The sequence below is a fragment of the Oceanobacillus sp. FSL W7-1304 genome (genome assembly GCF_037969805.1).
In the GTDB taxonomy this organism is placed as follows: domain Bacteria; phylum Bacillota; class Bacilli; order Bacillales; family Amphibacillaceae; genus Oceanobacillus; species Oceanobacillus profundus.
The window spans coordinates 1,482,872-1,500,049 of record NZ_CP150211.1; the positions used below are offsets into that span (position 1 = coordinate 1,482,872).

Below are 17,178 nucleotides of genomic sequence, written 5' to 3' on the forward strand. Positions count from 1 at the left end.
GCTTAAAAAACTTGGCGTCGTACAAAATAAGAAAGCTGTTCTTATCAGTCAAAAAAATCTTTTCCACTTATAGAATCAAACAATTCCACTCTTTGTTTAACTTTTTCGTTATTTTCAAGTGATATTGAAGCAATGATACTGTTTGACAATGACATCACTGCTGGTGCTGCATCTAATGTTGATTTACCAGACAGTTGCACATTTAATACTAAATCGCAATATGCTGTAATTGGAGAAAAGCTTGAATCTGTAATTCCAATTACAAACGCTCCCTTATCCTTAGCATGCTTAGCAATATTAATCGTATCTACAGCATAGCGATGAAAAGAAAATCCTACAAACACACTTTTCTCAGTGAGCTCACTTAGCCGCAATAGAATATCATCTGTGCCAGGATTATACATCCTTGTATTTCCGTGGATTAAGTCGAGTGAATACGAAAACCAGCTTGCTAGTGCATGAGAGGAACGAACTCCAGCAACAATAACACGATCTGCATTTGTTAATTTCGTTACAGCTGTTGAAAGACTTTCCTCTGACAGCTGCTGCATCATTTTTTGAATGTTTCCTGCATCACTCGCCATTAATTGTTTAATGGAATTCTCTGTTCCGCCATCAACCTTTTTATCTTCTACATAATCAGATAATGAACTCCTTTGTAATAGGATATTTTGAACCTCCTCTTGAAGTTCCTTATATCCTTTATATCCAAGTTGTTTACAAAATCGTATGATAGTTGTTTCACTAACTCCAATTTGTTTTCCAGCTTCCGTGGCAGAAGAAACTGCAAACAACCTGGGATTCTCTAAGATATATGATGCAATCTTCTGTAAACTGTTCGTAAATGTATTTTTTTGTTCATAAACTTTTTGGTATATATTTTCCATATAATCCCTCATTATTCAGCGAATAAAGGAATTCCTTTATTTATCAAAAGAAAAGAAGTAATTCCTTTTTTCAGTTAATTTATACTATCATATTTTCGAATGTATGTCACCCTGTATTTGATTTTAAAAAGACTATATTGCTTCAGGCAGCTGACGTTAGTTTGCACTTAATTTAGACAATATTTTGCACGACCTTTTGGCAGTGTCAGGAAATGTGTGTTTACAGCAGAAGGAAATTCCCATCATTAAGAGCCTAATTTCTCAGTATTAATATTTAGAAATTAGGCTCTTGGTTGCTCTATTAAAACGTTGATAGTTGCGGAAAATCTTATTAAAGAAATAGTGCTTTTTGCGCTAATGGCCGTTTTTTGGAACTTGCTTCTTTTTTCGATTATTGTTGTAGTGCAAAAACAGAGCATCTTAAAGCAATCGTACCATCACCAAGATGTATCGGTATCAATAATAGCTCGTTTTTTGCCTACATCCAGAAGTCCCCTCTATTACTTTTTTGCTAATTCAGTCATATAATCAAAGAATGCATTGCGATTTACATCATAAACGACATTAACAGGTCGTCCATCAGCGGTTTCAACTGTACGGCCTTGGCTTGGACCATCAGCGTGCACTATGCTGTTAATGGTTTGTACTTTCACAAGATTACGATTTCCAACAAATGCGGTCGTTAACACATCCCACAAATAGTATGTAGAGTTCGTTGAAAAGTGAACAAGTGGTGGTACCATCGCATAACATTGTCCAAGAAAATCAACACCCAGGTATTTGCGTTCTTTAGCCCAACGCTCACGCACATCTAAGGTTAGCGGCACTTGGTTTGTACTTTCAAGCGCCACTAAATCAATTTCTATGCTGGTATCCCATACACGAGCGGCTGCTTCAGGATCCCAAAACACGTTCCATTCCGCTGTTCCATCATGTTCAGGCTCATGTACGTTTCCTGCTTCACGGAATGTACCACCCATCCAAACAAGCTTTTCAATTTTCTCTTCAATTTCAGGAGCTTCATCTAATGCACGAGCAAGGTCAGTGAGCGGTCCTGTAAATAATAAAGTTGTTTTTTCTTCAGTTGCTAAAACCGTATCTATTAAATGAAGATGTGCTGGCTTTTCCGCCACCGGTGTTACAACTTTTCCAGATTCATTTAAAACCGGCAGAGCATCAACATAAAATGCATGCATACGCCAGTCTTTCGGAAAAGGATTTTTCCCACGAGAATTTGATGCTGCTACATCAAGACCGCCATAACCAAAGCGATCAATAATTTTACGGCTCGCAAACATTGCTGGCTCTAAATAACAATCTGCTGGAATGACCGAAACACCTGTGAGTTCAACCGTATCCATTTTTAGTAATAAAAATAGCGAAACGAGATCATCAACTCCGCCATCATGATTAAAGTAAATCTTTCTATTCATAATTTTTTCGATCCCTTCATGATTAATTTTTTAAAATTGCTTGGAGATTCACCCAACTGTTTTGTTGTTGAACACTCGGATAAAATGACTCTTTGTTTCCCATTTGCCTGACGCGTCACTGCTAATGATAACATCTTATAATATAAAAAATGCTCCGATAGCTACCAGAGCATTGACTAAAGCATGTGTAAAATACAAAAGGAAGAATCAATCGTTTCTAACATTTAACACTTATATCGTAGTCAAGCCATTTACAGCAACTTGGTAGAAACTATTGGACCCTATCCCCAGATCTTAATATTTATCATCTATAGCTTCAGCTTTTATTACTTTTACTATAACATAATAAGGGAAATCGGGAACATCATCGTACCATTTCAACAAGAATGGTCACATTTTTTGAATCTACTGCTTTCCTTGCACGGATCTATCCTCTACCATTCTAGAACAATCGCAAGAACAAAGATAGGGCACCTATCCCTATTCTAAGATAAGCGCCCTTTTGTTGAATAGCTATAAATTAAGTTATAGTGGTTTCCAATTTTGATCTTTCATATCTTTTTCGTTTGGTTTTCTTACAAATTCAATACACCTTTTCTCACATGCCCCAAATTCAATGTAATTTCTCTGTGCTTCCCTTAAAGAAGGCGTATTTGCACCACCTTCATAATCAGGATCATTATATTGAACCGCATCATCTTCCCAAAAACAAATCTCACAAATAGCATATGTTCCAGGGGGTTCATCATCTAATGTTTTATAACCACAACAGGGACAAATAAATTTCATCTAATCACCTTCAATAAGTTAATCAGTAATAATAACAGCTTTTATTTTACACTGGAATCGCGCCCTTTTGCGGTAGGTCTTAATCATAACTTCTTTTTGAACTAACGCCTCTGTTATGTACCATCATTTGATGAGCTCACTTACTCAATTCTTTCATTATAAGTTGGAGTACAAACCATACTATAAAAATCCAGAACCGAAATAAGTTCCGGCTTCTCTTTAAAAGAAATCGGAACTTCATTTATTCGCAGCAATATGTTTAGCGTGACGCATTTGGAGGTTGACAAACATCACAATTACGTTGGTTATTATTTTTAAATTTCTTAAATGTTTTTTCAAAGTTACTGCCACATGCACATTTCAATAGTAACTTTTGAGAAAAACCGTGATATTCCGTCGTTAGCAACTTACTTTCTGAATTGCTCTCAACAAATTCTTTAATTTTATCAATCGTCCATCGTTTATTCATTCTCTTACACCTCCATATTTTATCGATAGGCGGAGGCTTTATTGGCATCCGTTCTATTAAAAGTAAAAGTCGTAATTCTCTTAAGATGCTCATTATAACATGAGCTGAAACACAATTAAACAGATGGAAGGTATCTTACTAAACTATCCAGACATATAGCACAATAGGAGGCTGCTCTTATTGAACAATTACACCAGTTAATTAAGTAAAAATTAGTAACTATATATTTTCATTTCTTTTTCTGAAATAACTTAATCAAAAAATAATCTACAGCAATAAATATTAGACGATCTTCCAATACAGAGACCAAGAGCTAAAACTAAAAATGGATGGACTACCATGGCATTCCATGAGGATTTCGAAGAAGCGATGTGGGTGGCATTAGGTGATATGCTATAATTTATATCATACTTGTATGACATTTCTCATGCAGTGGCTTATGCATATGCTATTATGGTGGTTGACTTACGGATGACTAAAATTGTAAATTCCTTAAAGGGAGTTCATACCTTTCTTCCCTTTTGTGCACTCAGATAAAATTATTAAAAACGCCCTCATTTCTAAATTGCGCTTTTCCTTTTGCTTTCATTGTCTTTTTCTTTCTTGTTGTAATATTTTACTCCTTTTATTAGAGCAGCAGTTCGTTTACTAAGATTTCTTTATTTTTCATTATTTCCGGTGTCAATCTTTGGGGTAAACGTAGTCATCAAAACTATAAAAACAGGTAATAAACTCCATAAGAAGAATCCCCAACGGTGTGTCATTAAAGATAATACTAAGAAGAAAGCAAGTGTTACAATTGAAATATAAACAGAACGTCTTTGGTATTTTTTCACCTAGAACACTCCTTTTTAACAATTAAAATATTCTGTGTTTATTATAACATATCTTATTCCATCAAGTATTGCTTCATAGAGAGTTATTTCTTAGTCTTTATAAATCAAGAAATGCGAGGTTATCTAATGGTAGATTTAAACGTTTTAATTGTTTAACGACTATCTCTTGTTTTACTTTCCCATCTTCTTGTAATGCTTTTGGATAGCTTTCTGGGTGACCGACTACTGCACCTTTTTCAATCCACTGTTTTCGATATAATTGAAAAGCGGCTTCTTTCATTTCATCTGGAGTGACAATATATCCTAAATCTACATCATGATCTTCGCTGTACCCATATTGAAAACGACAACAAGGACATATTTCATAAGAGGGAGCATTGGTATTCTCTTCGTATGGTGTTTCATCTTCTACCCCATCGTATCCGCAAATTGGACATGTATAAGTTTTCATCTAAATTCAGCTCCTTATTGATTATTATAATTTACTCCAGCTTTTTTCTTCCAGTCTTTTTGTCCATATTTAGGTTTGAAAAAGTTTTTATCACATATTCTTCGTTAAAGAAATAAATTCTCAAGTGTAATCTCTTCTATTTCTTTACCAGCACGTATTGTTTACCTTCTAAATAGAATGTATCGCAATGATGGGTTATATCTTTTAACTTATATGGCTATATGAGATCACTATATAAATTAGAAAAGCAGTTAGAAAATTTAGCAAACAACTTTGATAAAATTAATCACGAAAAACACGGGACACCCAAAAACGAATTCAGCCAGAATCACAACTAATGGAAATACAACCAGGGGATTCTATAATGGTTGATAGAATTATTGTACTAGCTGATACATCTCGCCACCTGATTGACCTTAATAGCTGTCCTTACTCGAACTAAAAAATATATAATACTAATGCAAATAATGACAAGCTAATTGTAACCACATAAATCCAAATGAGTGAAGGCAAATTGGATTTTAGCGATTTTGTCTCGTACTCAAGCGATCGTTCTAATTCACTTGCGGCCTCTTCTCCAGCTTCTTCATACTTCTTTTGTTTGTCTTCTTCCTGTTTCATTCCATACAAAGTCAATACAATAGCAATCAGACATACAACACCAATAAGAACAATCATTCCTGCACTTACCACCATGTGCCCTCCTTAATTCGTACCACACTTGAATAGCAAAAAAATTAATAAATACTTCAAATCTATTATATAGTATTTTCTTTAACGCTTGTTATTCTCTACCGCTTTGTTGATTTTTTGTAACTTCACTTGCTGCAAAAAACGAAGCCCACTTAATAATGGGCTCCGCCTTATTTAATCGATACAATCTATTAAACTGCAATAACACCAATTAATACAGCAATAATTAAAAGTACAATACTTAGTCCCCACATCCATAAAAGAGAATAACGGATATGTTTTCCCATTTCAAGGCCTGCCAAGCCTAATGCGAGCCAAAGTGCAGGTGAAAATGGACTAACAAAGGTACCTACAATATTACCAATTACCATGGAATATGCTGTAGAAAGTGATTCAATTCCAAATCCAGTAGCAATTTGATCAACAACTGGCAATAAAGCAAAGTAGTAAGCATCCGTGCTTAACAGTAAATCAAATGGTACTCCGAAAAATCCGATAATTAAGTGCAGATATGGTGCAATAAATGCTGGAATAATTGTAACAAGATCCTCTGCAATCGAATTCAGCATTCCAGTTCCGGTAAGAATACCTAAAAAGGAGCCTGCTGCGAGAATTATCGTTGCCATCATTAAAGCACCAGGTGCATGACTGCGTATTCTTTCCGATTGCTGTTTCATATTTGGATAATTAAGCGGCAAGGCAATACTAAGCCCAATCATAAATGCAAAGCCTGCTGGAATAATTCCCCATACAAGTATGCCAATTACGGCAAGAAAAAGAATCGCATTTACCCAAAGTAATTTAGGTCTGGTCAATGACTCCTCATCTTTTGCAGAAGACGAATCACCATTTATTCTTTCAATTGCGGCTGCAGATTCTTTCGCACTGACCAGTCCATAATGCTTGCTTATTCTTCGCTTTTCCATAACTCCAAGGAAAGCGGCTAAAGCAATCATCAACACAAGACCACTAATTTGAATTGGTATCAATGGTCTCCAAAGCTCGGTGACATCCATATTCAGTACAGAAGCTGTACGTCCTAAGGGACCTGCCCACGGAACCATATTCATAATACTGGCACTTCCACCAATTAATAGTAAAAGCAAATACGGGTTCATTTTCAAATGCTTATACAACGGTAAAAGTGCTGGAATTGTAATTAAAAATGTAGAAGCTCCAGAACCATCCAGATGTGCAATTGCTGCCACAAAAACTGTACCAATACTAACTGTAATAACGTTTCCTCTTGTAAGTCGTATCATATTTTGAATTAAAGGATCAAAAAGTCCCGCATCTTGCATGACGCCAAAAAACAAAATAGCGAAAATAAACATGATCGCAACTTCAATTACGGTTAATGCACCTTCTGTGAAAAAGTCTCCAATCTCTGAAAATCCAAAGCCTGCAATAAGCGCACCGATTAATGGCACGAGCACCATGGCTACAATTGGTGTTACTTTATTGCTGATCAGTAGTACCACAATAATTAAAATCGTCAAAAAACCTATTATACTTAAACTCACTCTAATTCCCCTTCCTAACTAAACGCAATACATCATCTTATCTCCCATACCCTTTATGTAAGCGTTAGCAAAACGTATAAGTAAAAAATAGTGTGTATTTTTTACTTATTGAAAAAAGTAACATAAATGAATTTAGGAAGGAAGTTTCTTATCATAAACGGTCTAATTTTCATATTAATCATTTTGTTCATAAGTTTCACAAGGGAAATATCTTCGCTCTGGTCTTCCTACAGTCCCATATTTCAGTCTTGTTTCAACCTGATCTATACTGACTAAATACTCTAAATATCGTCTTGCTGTTGAACGACTCGTCCCAATTTGTTTGCTAAGCTCAACAGCCGTAACCCCCCCAGATTGTTCGGTTTTCAACAAGCTTGTAATTTCCTTTAACGTAATCGCATCAATCCCTTTTGGCAGACCAGCACGCTGCTTTTTTGGTATTGTAGCTGGCTTTGACCAAAACATTGCATCTATATCTCCTTGTTCCATTTCCTTTACAGATGATAGTAAATGCCTTCTTTCTTTATACCTCGTTAACATTTGCTCAAATCGAGTCACATCAACTGGTTTGATAATATAGTCAAACACACCGCCACGAACTACTTCTTGAATTGTCTCTACTTCTTTTGCGGCTGTGATAACAATAATATCTATTTCTTTATATGTGCTTCTGATCTCCCAGAATAAATTTAAGTCTTCTACATCCGGAATATAGATATCCAAAAGAATAATATCCGGAAGTTCATTACCTTCACTAAGAAATGCCAATACTTCTTCCCCTGTCCTTACCGTATCACTTACGATAAATCCGTCTACTTTTTCAACAAATTGGCGATTTATATTTGCAATGCGAAAATCATCTTCCACGATTAAGACACGATAAGCTTCATGCATCTGTATCTTCCCCTTTCTTTGGTATGATCATGATAAAACAGGCGCCTCCCAGGTCACCTTCTTCTAGAATTAATTGACCCTCAATCCGTTGGACTGCTTGATACGTTAAAGCTAATCCAATTCCTCGATGGGTTCCATTCTTTGTCGAAAAGCCTTGTTCGAAAATCCATGGAATATCTGATTCAGCAATACCCGGGCCGGAATCTTCTACTTCCACTAACACATCTTCTCCAATATCTGTAAACAAAATGGATACATTACGATTATTAGGCTTTTGATCTTTCACTGCTTCGATAGCATTTTCGATTAAATTCCCAAGTGCAGTTAATAATACATCTTTTTCCTCTTCCGAAAAGCGATAGGAAAGCTGACTATCTGGATGGATCGACATGTTCACACCAAGTTCATTCGCTTGATTGAATTTCCCTTGAAGAATGGCGTGAATAAGTGGATCTGCAATATTATCTGTCAAAAAACGCTGCCATTTTTGCCTTAGTTTACTTTCTTTTTTAATAAATTCAATTGCTTCCTGATTCTGATTCAGCTGCAGGAGACCAAGAATGGTATAAAGCTTATTGGAAAATTCATGTGTTTGTGCACGTTGCGTATTTGCATACTGCTTTACCCTCGATAACTCATGGATAACACCTTCTAGCTCTGTTTTTTCACGAAATGTCAGAACGGTTCCAATAATTGTTTCCTCGTTATACATCGGGGTTTGGTTTATTAGTACCACTTTTTCACCAAGAATCGCTTCTCTGTCATAGAAGCTTCTATTATGATGTAGAAAATCTTGTATATTTAAAGAAGGGATTATCTCTTGAATTAACTTTCCACTGTAATCCTTTTCCCCTACTCGTTGTTTAAATAAAAGTTGCTGGGCTTGAGCATTCATCATTGTAATGTGCCCATTATTATGAACAGCAATTATCCCTTCATGTGTTGATTGCAAGATAGCTTCCTTTTCGATCATTAATTGTGATATTTCTTCCGGCTCCATATTGGACAGTAATTTTTTGATATAATGTGAAATAAAAATAGCTCCAAGAACACCGAGCAATATTATAAGAAATAAGGTAATCCAAAGCGAATGATTCTGATCTGCAATCACTTTCTGTATATCATCATTTAGGAATCCAACCGATACAACCCCGATAATTTCTCCTTCATCAGAGAAAACTGGCGCTTTTCCCCGAATGGATAATCCGAGCGACCCCTCTTCAACAGAAACGTAGGACTCTCCATCTTTCAGGGCCCGTTCATTATCGTCTCCAACCATTCTTTTTCCGATGTGATTTGTACTGGGGTGTGAATAACGAACACTCTCTGTATTTCCAACTACAATAAATTCTGCCTCTGTTCCCTTCCGAATGGGGGCAACAATATCCTGAATGACAGCTGCCGGATTTTCCAATTGAAAAGCTTCCCTCAATTCAGGGATGTTTGCGACACTTGTGGCAACACCGAGCGCTCTTTTCCCAATCTGTTCTTCCATCGTATCCTCAATAAAGTTCTCAAGGAATAATGCGAAAATGATAAAAACCCCTACAATTAAGATACTTATTAATGCAATCATTTTTGCTTTTAGCTTAATCCTTATTCTTGGGCGGATGTTTTGTTTCTCTGATGACTTCCGCATTTTCCCCGCTCCTTTTGAAATTTCCTTATATACTGTTTCTCCACTATAACATTCTTCATAAAACACATTATTTTAAGAATACTAACCAGCTACTATAAAATCAAACTTGGCTGTTATGCCTCTGAAATTTTCAAATTCTTTGATTCTCCAGCGAGAAATCGTTCACAATGGTTTCACTGAATCGCCAACACTTAATTCGTGATATAATGTTATACTAGCGCTACATACATAATAGATTGATCGTTCGAAAAGAAGCATAAATAAAAGGGGACATTCAAATGAAGAAAATACTCCTGCTACATATACTATTAGCTTTCATTCTTATCGGCTGTAGTTCAGAAGCTATTGAAACAAACATGTCGGAAAAAGTAGATGATTTTCAATTCACAACACAAGATAATGAGAGCTTAGGCCTTAAAGACTTGGAAGGTCAATGGTGGATAGCCGATTTTATTTTTACGAATTGTACGACCGTTTGTCTTCCAATGACAGCAAATATGGCTGAGTTGCAATCCAGATTGAAGGACGAAAACCTCGATGTCCAGCTTGTATCTTTTTCAGTTGATCCCGATTATGACACACCAGAGGTTCTGAAGGAATATGGCGAGCGTTATCAGGCAGATTTTGGAAACTGGTCATTTTTAACTGGATATGACTTTCAAACAATCAAAGAATTATCAATCAAATCCTTTAAAAATTTGGTCAAAGAACCACTAGAAGGAGATAATCAAGTCATGCATGGGACTAGATTCTTTCTTGTTAATCCTGAGGGAGAGGTTATTAAAGGGTATGATGGTATAAGCTCAAGTGAAATTGATATTATCGTAGGAGATTTGAGAGCTGTAACCAAGGAATAGCACATATATAAGGAGTTGAAATGAGTTGCCGACCAGTGAATACAAGGCAATCTATTCAACACTATATAGCACACTCGAAAAATTAGATCATACAGATAAACCAAAAATCATTGCCATTGATGGACGATGCGGAAGCGGAAAAACGACATTAGGAAAACAACTTGCCTCAAAGTTCGATTGTACCCTTTTTCATATGGATGACTTTTTCCTTCCTTTGAAATGAAAACAGAAAAACGGATGTCTGAGCCTGGTGGCAATGTTCACTACGAGCGATTTAAGGAAGAAATTATTCAGCCTTTATAAAATGAAATACCAACCGTTCATCGTCCTTATAATTGTCAGAAGAAAGCGCTGGATAATCCAATTCAAACAGCATTCTTCATCCATTCAATAATTCGAGTAATAGGAAGGGCTGCTCCAGCACGGAACAGCCCCTTTACATAGACAGTGTTAATTTCTAATTTGACCACTACCTTTAATTTGAAACTTACTTGATGTTAATGCCGCAAGTCCCATCGGACCCCTAGCATGTAACTTTTGTGTACTGATTCCAATTTCGGCTCCATATCCAAATTCAAATCCATCGGTAAATCGGGTTGAGGCATTATGGTAAACGGCCGCTGCATCGACATGCTGCAGGAACATTTCGGCATGTGCAGTGTTCTCCGTAATGATCGACTCTGAATGTCTCGTTCCATATTGATTAATATGACCGATTGCTTCCTCAACCGAATCCACTACCTTAATACTAATGGAAAGCCCAAGGTATTCGCTCGACCAATCTTCCTCTGTTGCTTCGATAGCAGTTGGAATAACTTTTCGAACAAGCTCGTCAGCATAAATTTGTACACCGTTATCCTCTAGTTTTTTCATTAGGTCACTACCATGTTGATTGAACCAATTAGCATCGATTAATAGAGATTCGATTGCATTACACACTGATGGCCGCTGCAGCTTTGCATTCAGAACAATTTGCTCTGCCATTTCTTTCTCAGCTGTCCTATCAATAAAGATATGACAATTTCCAGCGCCTGTTTCAATTACTGGAACTGTAGCTTCACGCACAACCGTATCGATCAGGTTTTTTCCGCCTCTAGGAATTAATACATCCAAGTAATCATTCAAACGAAACAACTCTCCTGCTGTTTCTCTGCTTGTGTCCTCAATTAATTGGACAGCATTCTTTGGAAGAGCACTATTCTCCAACGCACGATGAATTGATCTGACTAATGCAATATTCGAATGTTTAGCTGATGAGCTCCCTCGCAAAATAACTGCATTACCAGTTTTTAACGTAAGTGTTGCGGCATCTACTGTCACATTCGGTCTAGCTTCATAAATGATACCTATGACTCCAATAGGTACTCGCTTTTTCTCTATGTTGAGTCCGTTTTCCTTGTTGATCGTTTCTAAGATTTCACCGATCGGATCATGGAGGTCAATTACTTGATGGATTGCAGCAGCAATTCCTTCAATACGCTCTTGATTCAGCATAATCCGGTCTAATACAGATTCCGACAGACCCTTTTCTTTTCCTGTTGCTAAATCTTTTTCATTCTCAATAAGAATCATTTCCTGATCTATTATTAATTGCTCTGCTATCAAAGCTAATGCTTCGTTTTTCTCTTTTGTTGTAACTCCAGTCATCAAATAGCTTGTTTTCTTAGCAACCTTCCCTTTTTGAATAACTTCACTCATGACAGTTCCTCCCCAATTTTTTGTACACTCACCCAGCCATCACGGTGGATGGCTTCTATAGATGGCGTGATGCGTTCATTTTCCATATGATCTTCAATTGCCTTTTGTAATTCAACGGACGAACAGCATATTTCTCCCTTGCCAAGTAATTCATGTATTCCATAAACCTGGACGACATCACCCTTTTCAAATGTCCCGCTTATTCTTAGTACTCCAGCTGAAAGCAGACTACTACCGTGATGGGATATTGCTTCTTCTGCCCCTTTATCAACATAAAGCTTACCCATTGATTCGGAGTGAATTGCTATCCATTGTTTCCGTGTATTTATGTGCTCCTTAGCATGACCGGCAATATACGTACCATCTCCGCTTCCTTGCAACACTTGAAGGAGTTTATCATGGCCATTTCCATGACCGATAAAGACAGGAACACCTATCATTGTTGCCGTTTTAGCGGCCATTAGCTTCGATTTCATGCCACCTGTTCCAACTTTTGAACCGCTCGTTCCTGCAGCTTCGATCATTTCATTTGGAATCTCATCCAGGAAATCATATTTTACCGCAGAAGAATTCGTTCTTGGATTCCCACTATAGATTCCATTAATATCTGTTAAAATAATGAGCTGATCCGCATGGATAAACCCACTAACTAAAGCTGATAACATATCATTATCACCGAATGTCAATTCTTCAATTGACACAGTATCATTTTCATTTATGATTGGAAGAATACCTCTTTCCAGCAGCTCTGTCATGGTTGCATAAGCATTCCGGTAACGTTCTCGATTTGAAAAATCATCCCGCGTTAATAGTAGCTGTGCCGCCGTTATTCCATAGACACTGAATTTTTCCATATAAGTTTGAATCAATAAGCTTTGCCCAACAGCAGCAGCAGCCTGCTTTCCTTTTAAGGTGACGGGTCTTGATGAATAACCAAGCCTTCTAAAGCCAGCTGCAACAGCACCTGAAGATACAAGAATAACTTCATGGTTTGCTTCTCGAAGCGCAGCCAGCGCGTGAATATGATCATTTAGTTTTTGCTGATCGATTTCACCCTTATCATTTGTTAGGGAGCTACTGCCAATTTTGACTACGATTCGTTGCTTACGCATTTCGATTACCTCCATTAAACGTATTTCCTTATGTACACAAAAAAGCCCAATCGCCCTATATTATAAGGACGAAAGAGCTCTCTTCCGCGGTACCACCATTACTTGAATGTATGCACATTCCACTTCATCCATAACGCTGGAAATGCGCCCATGTATTGGCATGGGACTCTAAAGGTAGGTTCTGCAGGTTGTCTATGACGGAATCTTTCAGCTTCTAAATTCCGCTCTCTTTCATAGCAAGTACCGCATACTAGTCCTTTATTAACGTTCAATATATTGATTTCTATTATGGCGAGAAAAAATCCCGTTGTCAATAGGTAAAATATTCAGTTCTTTTTATTGGTAATTTTTAATTTGATGAAGGTTATTATGAAAGTAAAGGACGTGTTGCTCGATAATACTAAAAAAAGACAGCTAGAAGATTCTACTGGATGAATAAAAAATTAAGCCCACTTTTAAAGAATTGGCTTATCGTAGCTCGATAAGCCAATTCCATATATAATGTATTATTCTGCTAAAGCGATTTTTATATGGGCTAAGTGGTGCTCTTCGTGCCAAGCTAATTTTGCAACTTTTGTTGCAACCGTGATTTTACCGTTTTTTTGGTGAGTAAACGCCAGATTTAATTGCTCTTCAGTTAAATTATTCCCTAAAGATACGATGCGTTCATTTATGCCTTCTAGCATTTTAATGGAACTTTCTATAGGAAGTTTTGTATCCGGTTGAATAGCCCACTTGTCTTGATCAAAATTTGGTACTGTGGGATTTTCATCTGTTAAAGCAAGCTTCAAACGTTGATACATATTCAACTGGGAATCTGCAATATGATGAACAAGCTGACGAACTGTCCAGCTGCCATCACGATATTGTCTGCTGAGTTCCTCATTACTTAATGAGTCAACAGCTTTCCTTAAACGGATCGTGTAAGTTTCAATTTCTTTTAGGCATTCATGTGTATTTTCTAATGTTACTTTTTCAGGAACCTGTAATTTCCCTATTGGATATTTGACATCCATTTTTAATCCCCTTTCCTTTATTCGTTATTTTTAATTTGATTAGATCATCCTCTTTTTATTTTAACATATCTATCTAATTCCTCTAGTAAACGCTTTCCATAGAAATGGTCCTCTTTTTCAAGAAATACCTTTCCAATTAAATATAGATTAACAACGATTTTTTTGGGGAAAATACATATTGGTTGTCATTTTCTCGATTTATTATAAGATTGTTAAAGAGTTCACAATTAATTCATTTCCCGTTTGAAATATTGTCATATCTAATATCCAATTAGGTACGTCAACACGTTAGAATGAACTTAGATGTGCCTTTACATATCTAAGTAGAGCCTAATCTTAGGTGGTTTATTTGTGAAATTAAGGAGGAGGATCTGCGTTGTTATTTGATGATCCGGTATTTGCCAGTAGATTATTAACCCTTTTAACCCTTTCGTTTCACATTATCTATGCAACCATCGGTGTAGGGGTGCCCCTCATGATCATGATTGCACAATGGGTTGGAATCAAGAAGAACGATATGCACTATATGCTGATGGCTAGACGATGGGCAAAAGGGTTTGTCGTGACGGTTGCCGTAGGTGTCGTGACAGGAACTGCAATTGGTTTACAATTATCACTATTGTGGCCTAACTTTATGGAGCTTGCTGGTAATATCATCGCATTGCCATTATTTATGGAAGTTTTTGCTTTCTTCTTTGAAGCAATATTCTTAGGGATTTATTTGTATACATGGGATCGTTTTGATAACCCTCGTAAACACTTACTATTATTGATCCCGGTTGCACTTGGAGGTGGTATGTCTGCTGTCTTCATTACGATTGTCAACGCCTTTATGAATGCCCCAGCAGGTTTTGACATTATGAATGGACAACTTGTAAATGCAAATCCGATTGCAGCAATGTTTACTGCAGCAATGCCGACGAAAGTGTCCCACGTACTTGCTACTGCTTATATGACCGTTGCATTTATGCTGGCAGCCATTGCTGCATTCAGATTGCTTAAAGGTTCGAAACATGAATACCACAAAAAAGCTTTGTTTATGACGATGAAAATCGGACTTATCTTTTCCATTGCAACTGTGTTAATTGGAGACCTGTCTGGAAAGTACTTGGCAGAATATCAGCCTGAGAAACTAGCTGCAGCTGAATGGCATTTTGAAACTGAGGAAGCTGCACCACTCATTCTTTATGGAATGCTTGATGAAAATCAGGAAGTGAATTACGCGCTGCAAATTCCATTTGGATTAAGTATTCTTGCGCATGGTTATCCAAATGCAGAAGTAATTGGATTAGATCAATTTCCAGCAGAAGAACAGCCACCGTTAATTATCCATTATTATTTTGATTTAATGGTTACAATCGGTATGTTCATGCTGGCTCTCTCATTCGTCTATTGGGTTGGAGCAAAACGAGGCTGGTCTTTCGTTAAGACAGCATGGTACCGATCACTTATTGTCCTTGGTGGGCCATTGTCATTCTTAGGAATTGAAGCTGGCTGGTGGATGGCGGAAGTTGGTCGTCAACCTTGGATACTCAGAGGAATCATGACGGTTGATCAAGCAGCAACATCAAGTGATTATGTTGGCCATATGTTTATCCTTTTCGTAGGATTATATTTCGTTTTAGGTGTTGGTACGGTTGTCGTGCTAAGACGAATGTTTAAAAACGATCCGATTGAAAAGGCGCTCGCCAAACAGCAAGGTGGTGATTCTGAATGAGTTTAGAAGTTCTAGGAATTTCCGTACTCTGGTTATTTTTATTTGGATATGTCATTGTCGGCTCGATCGACTATGGTGCAGGGTTTTTTAACGCCCAAAGCATTATAACTGGTAAGCAACATATTTTATCTAAAATTATTCAGCGTTATCTATCTCCTGTCTGGGAAGTAACGAATGTATTTTTTGTTTTCTTTTTCGTTGGGATTGTTGGGTTCTTTCCACAATCGGCATATTACTTCGGAACAATTTTACTGATTCCAGGAAGTATTGCGCTAGTTTTGCTGGCAATCCGAGGCTCTTATTATGCGTTTGAATCGTATGGAGCACGAGGTCATAAAGGATATGCCTTTATGTATGGAGCTTCCGGACTGTTAATTCCAGCTTCATTGTCGATTGTCTTAACCATCTCTGAGGGTGGGTTCGTATCCATCGTGAACGATAACCCAGTGCTTGATTACGCAGCTCTATTTACTAGCCCATTAACCTGGTCTATTGTGGCATTAAGCATTGTTGCTGTTTTATATATATCCGCTGTCTTCCTTACGTGGTACGCATATAAAACTGGTGATACAAAAGCAACTGATTTGATGCGGAAATACGCACTTGGGTGGGCTTTACCATTGATTATTACTGCTAGTGGCATTGTTTATGAATTAAGCTCTCACAATGAAGCCCACTTTGAACGGATTATGGATTTGTGGTGGATGTTTGCACTTTCCTTTATATTATGGTTTGCAACAGTATGGCTCATCTGGAAAAGAAGAAACTACGGTATGGCATTCTGGCTGCTTGTCGGTCAATTTGCAATGGCATTTTTCGCGTATGGAGTTTCCCATTATCCGTACTTGCTTTACCCGCATCTTACCATTTATGAAGGGTTCACTAATACGGCGATGGCAATTTCATTAGTATTCGTGTTTATTCTTGGCCTAGCCTTATTGCTTCCCTCCTTGTATTTGTTATTACGGCTATTTCTGTTCGATAAAAATTATGTACAAGGAATCAAGAATAAGAAGGAGTGAGCTAAATGTTTCATGATTTTCTAATCTTTGTCGCTCCCATTCTCATTATTCTAATTGCGATTGCGGTTGCATTTTGGGGAGCCGGTAAGGATAAACCTGTAACAAAAGAAGCTGACGAGGACTAATCTTCTCTGTCAGCTTC

16 protein-coding genes, 1 pseudogene and 1 riboswitch are annotated in these 17,178 nt (G+C 37.2%); of the genes and pseudogenes, 3 read left to right on the forward strand and 14 right to left on the reverse strand.

Going from position 1 to position 17,178, the window contains the following annotated elements:
• Positions 1 to 44: 44 nt before the first annotated feature.
• The 11 genes and pseudogenes from NYE61_RS07355 to NYE61_RS07405 form a co-directional block, all read right to left on the reverse strand.
• On the reverse strand, positions 45 to 887 hold the full coding sequence (locus NYE61_RS07355; RefSeq protein ID WP_118888638.1) for a MurR/RpiR family transcriptional regulator: 843 nt from the start codon (positions 885 to 887) through the stop codon (positions 45 to 47).
• Between the two features lie 500 nt (positions 888 to 1,387).
• The gene (locus NYE61_RS07360) at positions 1,388 to 2,320 is read right to left on the reverse strand and encodes a nucleoside hydrolase (protein ID WP_303448629.1); all 933 of its coding nucleotides are present in this window, start codon (positions 2,318 to 2,320) and stop codon (positions 1,388 to 1,390) included.
• Positions 2,321 to 2,539: 219 nt separating this feature from the next.
• A riboswitch (purine riboswitch) is annotated at positions 2,540 to 2,638 on the reverse strand.
• A gap of 207 nt (positions 2,639 to 2,845) precedes the next feature.
• Entirely contained in the window at positions 2,846 to 3,109 is a 264-nt protein-coding gene (locus NYE61_RS07365; RefSeq protein WP_118888637.1) for a CPCC family cysteine-rich protein, read from the reverse strand.
• 259 nt (positions 3,110 to 3,368) lie between these two features.
• Positions 3,369 to 3,578, reverse strand: coding sequence for a hypothetical protein (locus tag NYE61_RS07370; protein WP_095309888.1), 210 nt, complete (start codon positions 3,576 to 3,578; stop codon positions 3,369 to 3,371).
• Between the two features lie 659 nt (positions 3,579 to 4,237).
• Positions 4,238 to 4,414 carry a hypothetical protein gene (locus NYE61_RS07375; RefSeq protein WP_168927275.1) on the reverse strand — a complete coding sequence of 59 codons (177 nt, stop codon included), beginning with the start codon at positions 4,412 to 4,414 and terminating at the stop codon, positions 4,238 to 4,240.
• A 97-nt stretch (positions 4,415 to 4,511) separates the two neighbouring features.
• Positions 4,512 to 4,865 (reverse strand): hypothetical protein, encoded by a 354-nt coding sequence (locus NYE61_RS07380; protein WP_240033720.1) that lies wholly within the window; start codon positions 4,863 to 4,865, stop codon positions 4,512 to 4,514.
• A 14-nt stretch (positions 4,866 to 4,879) separates the two neighbouring features.
• Positions 4,880 to 4,991, reverse strand: a pseudogene (locus NYE61_RS07385) (SAR2788 family putative toxin); the annotation flags it as partial.
• Between the two features lie 312 nt (positions 4,992 to 5,303).
• Positions 5,304 to 5,561 (reverse strand): hypothetical protein, encoded by a 258-nt coding sequence (locus NYE61_RS07390; protein WP_339317231.1) that lies wholly within the window; start codon positions 5,559 to 5,561, stop codon positions 5,304 to 5,306.
• Positions 5,562 to 5,749: 188 nt separating this feature from the next.
• Complete coding sequence (locus NYE61_RS07395; RefSeq protein WP_303448636.1) at positions 5,750 to 7,081, reverse strand: citrate:proton symporter; 1,332 nt, start codon at positions 7,079 to 7,081, stop codon at positions 5,750 to 5,752.
• Between the two features lie 174 nt (positions 7,082 to 7,255).
• The gene (locus NYE61_RS07400; protein WP_303448638.1) at positions 7,256 to 7,975 is read right to left on the reverse strand and encodes a response regulator; all 720 of its coding nucleotides are present in this window, start codon (positions 7,973 to 7,975) and stop codon (positions 7,256 to 7,258) included.
• A complete protein-coding gene (locus NYE61_RS07405; RefSeq protein ID WP_095309896.1) occupies positions 7,968 to 9,614 on the reverse strand; it encodes a sensor histidine kinase in 1,647 nt (548 codons plus the stop codon). The genes NYE61_RS07400 and NYE61_RS07405 overlap by 8 nt, the downstream gene beginning before the upstream one ends.
• Positions 9,615 to 9,892: 278 nt before the next feature.
• Between NYE61_RS07405 and NYE61_RS07410 the strand changes: the two genes are divergently transcribed.
• Complete coding sequence (locus NYE61_RS07410; RefSeq protein WP_251660544.1) at positions 9,893 to 10,471, forward strand: SCO family protein; 579 nt, start codon at positions 9,893 to 9,895, stop codon at positions 10,469 to 10,471.
• A 450-nt stretch (positions 10,472 to 10,921) separates the two neighbouring features.
• Here NYE61_RS07410 and NYE61_RS07415 read toward each other — a convergent pair whose 3' ends face one another.
• From NYE61_RS07415 to NYE61_RS07425, 3 genes are all read right to left on the reverse strand, one after another.
• Positions 10,922 to 12,169, reverse strand: a complete 1,248-nt coding sequence (locus NYE61_RS07415; RefSeq protein WP_303448646.1) for a glutamate-5-semialdehyde dehydrogenase — start codon at positions 12,167 to 12,169, stop codon at positions 10,922 to 10,924.
• On the reverse strand, positions 12,166 to 13,281 hold the full coding sequence (gene proB, locus NYE61_RS07420; RefSeq protein WP_095309906.1) for a glutamate 5-kinase: 1,116 nt from the start codon (positions 13,279 to 13,281) through the stop codon (positions 12,166 to 12,168). The genes NYE61_RS07415 and proB overlap by 4 nt, the downstream gene beginning before the upstream one ends.
• 506 nt (positions 13,282 to 13,787) lie before the next feature.
• The gene (locus NYE61_RS07425; protein WP_095309908.1) at positions 13,788 to 14,297 is read right to left on the reverse strand and encodes a YfiT family bacillithiol transferase; all 510 of its coding nucleotides are present in this window, start codon (positions 14,295 to 14,297) and stop codon (positions 13,788 to 13,790) included.
• 376 nt (positions 14,298 to 14,673) lie between these two features.
• Here NYE61_RS07425 and NYE61_RS07430 point away from each other — a divergent pair, with 376 nt between their 5' ends.
• Positions 14,674 to 16,014 (forward strand): cytochrome ubiquinol oxidase subunit I, encoded by a 1,341-nt coding sequence (locus NYE61_RS07430; RefSeq protein ID WP_095309910.1) that lies wholly within the window; start codon positions 14,674 to 14,676, stop codon positions 16,012 to 16,014.
• Positions 16,011 to 17,036 carry a cytochrome d ubiquinol oxidase subunit II gene (locus NYE61_RS07435; RefSeq protein ID WP_095309912.1) on the forward strand — a complete coding sequence of 342 codons (1,026 nt, stop codon included), beginning with the start codon at positions 16,011 to 16,013 and terminating at the stop codon, positions 17,034 to 17,036. The genes NYE61_RS07430 and NYE61_RS07435 overlap by 4 nt, the downstream gene beginning before the upstream one ends.
• The last annotated feature ends 142 nt before the right edge of the window (positions 17,037 to 17,178 follow it).